We start from the raw sequence: 2,296 nt of genomic DNA on the forward strand, positions 1-2,296 counted from the left end.
CCTCTCTCCCCTCCCGGCAGGTCCGGAGCGGGGGCCTCAGGTCTCTCGGGCCAGACCACGGCGCGAGCGGCCCTGTACAGCCAGCCCTTCCTCGACAAGCCGGTCAGAGGCAGTCTCCAGCTCGGCCTCAAGGCGCGCATACATCTGTTTTCGATTGAGCCCTGCCGGCAACGGCGGCAGCGCTTCATAGACGACCAGGCCTGGCCGGCGGGTCAGGCCGTGGGGCTTCCAGCAAAGCCCGGAATTGGTCGCCAGCGGCAGGACCGCCACGCCTAGCGCATTATAGAGCGCCGTCACGCCGGCAGGCTTGTAATCGAGCGGCGCGCCGATCGGCTGGCGTGTGCCTTCAGGATAGATCACCACCTGCCGGCCCTCGCCGGTGCGCGCCCTGGCCTCTTTCACCATCGTCTTCAGCGTCTTCGACGTGCCCGCCCGGTCAATCGGGATCATGCGCGACTTCAATGCAAACCAGCCAAGCGCCGGATACCAGAGCAGCTCGCGCTTCATGATCAGGGCCGGGTCGCTGAACAGGAGGAACGGGATGAACACATCCAGCATCGCCTGGTGCTTTCCGGCGATCAGCAGCGGGCCATCGGGGATATGCTCGCGCCCGCGCAGCTCGACCTTCACGCCGCAGATCAGGCGCAGGCCAAGCCGGACATAGCGGCAGAACAGCCTGATGACGCCCATCGCAAAGCGGCGCGGCATGAGCATGGCCGGCAGGGCGCCGACGCCAATCACCGCCATGCCGCCATAGAGCCAGACAAAGAAAACCAGAGACCGAACTGTATTCACAAAGTCGCCTTTAGCGAATGTGAGACCGTCCCGCCAGCCGCCCAGCGCGCCGCCAGTCCGGCTGCCACAGGCGTGACGGCCAGGATCACCAGATCCCAGAAGTCGAGCGACAGTTGCGGCAACAGATAGCTCTGCGCGCCTGCGCTTCGGGCAGAGAAAATGATCATCGCAGTGACGGCCAGCGCGGCGACCGATCCGGCTGCGCCAGCCTTCAGGCCCAGCGTCCAGAAGCGGCGCTCGAACAGACGCGCAATGAACCCGTCCTCGGCGCCTGCCAGATGCAGCACATCGACAATATCCTTGCGCGCCAGCAGGGCGGCATGGGTGGCAAAGGCGATGACAGCGATGGCCGTGGCCGCCAGCAGCAATACGATCCCGATCGCCGCCATGCGCAGCGTGCGCAGCGCATTGCGCGCCTCTGCGGCATAGGTCGAATGGGCTTCAGCGACGGCGTTGAAGCCGCGCGCGGCAAGCGCTGCATCAATGTCGTCTGGCTCTGCCGGTTCATCTGCCATCGTCTCCACCGCGATCAGCAGCGGCAGGGGCACGCCTTGCGGAATGCCGCCCGGCCCGAAGCTTGGTGCGAGCAGGTCCTCGAGGTCTTCCTGGGTCAGCGCATCGGCAGATGCCACGCCGTCGAGGCCGCGGACAATTTCGGCGGCCTCCTCGACGCCGCGCCGGTCTGTGTCCATCAGGCGGACCGTCATCTGGCCTTCGACCTGCGCCGACCAGGCCTTTGCGGCGGTATAGGTGCCGCGCGCCGTCAGCGCTGCCAGCACGGCCAGAAAGCAGAGCGCGGCGACCACAAAGAACAGGGCCGCTTCCCGGGCATCGCTTTCCGGCAGGAGAGGCGTTGGCTTAGACATCAGGCGCCCTCGAACTCCACATCCTGAACCAGAATGCCATGCTGGAGGCGCAGCACAGGCGCTTCAAATTCGCGGATGATGTGCATGTCGTGCGTCGCGATCAGAATTGTCGTGTCGATCCGCCGGTTGAGTTCCTGGAACAGGCGGAAGATGCGCCGCGCCATTTCAGGATCGACATTGCCTGTTGGCTCATCGGCGATCAGAAGGTCAGGCTTGTTGATCAGCGCGCGGGCAATCGCAACGCGCTGCTGTTCGCCGCCCGAAAGCTGCGGCGGGCGTGCATGCAGCCGCTCGCCAAGGCCGACCCAGCGGAGCAGGTCGACCACCTCATTGCGGTAATTGGCTTCCTTCTGGCCGGCCACGCGCAGCGGCAGGGCGACATTCTCGAACGCTGTCAGATGCTCGAGCAGGCGGAAATCCTGAAACACGACACCGATCCGGCGGCGCAGGGCCGAGAGCTGCTTGCGCTTCAGCATCCCCGTGCGCTGGCCGAACAGGCGCACCTCACCGGAACTTGGCGCGAGCGCCAGGTAGAGCAGCTTCAGCAGGGAGGATTTTCCCGCCCCCGACGCGCCCGTCAGAAAGGTGAAAGAACCCGGCTTCAATCTGACATCAATATCTGACAGAACCTCGTC

General features: G+C 65.2%; 3 protein-coding genes. All 3 read right to left on the reverse strand.

The genetic code is table 11. The features are described from left to right. Positions 1–36 precede the first annotated feature (36 nt). Positions 37–795, reverse strand: a complete 759-nt coding sequence (locus tag WA989_RS16270) for a lysophospholipid acyltransferase family protein (RefSeq protein ID WP_424341528.1) — start codon at positions 793–795, stop codon at positions 37–39. Next, on the reverse strand, positions 792–1,661 hold the full coding sequence (locus tag WA989_RS16275; RefSeq protein WP_424341529.1) for a cell division protein FtsX: 870 nt from the start codon (positions 1,659–1,661) through the stop codon (positions 792–794). The genes WA989_RS16270 and WA989_RS16275 overlap by 4 nt, the downstream gene beginning before the upstream one ends. Beyond that, a partial coding sequence (gene ftsE / locus WA989_RS16280; protein WP_424341530.1) for a cell division ATP-binding protein FtsE occupies positions 1,661–2,296 on the reverse strand: 636 nt, incomplete at its 5' end. The genes WA989_RS16275 and ftsE, both read right to left, overlap by 1 nt.

It is taken from the genome of Henriciella sp. (assembly GCF_049649345.1).
Taxonomy (GTDB): domain Bacteria; phylum Pseudomonadota; class Alphaproteobacteria; order Caulobacterales; family Hyphomonadaceae; genus Henriciella.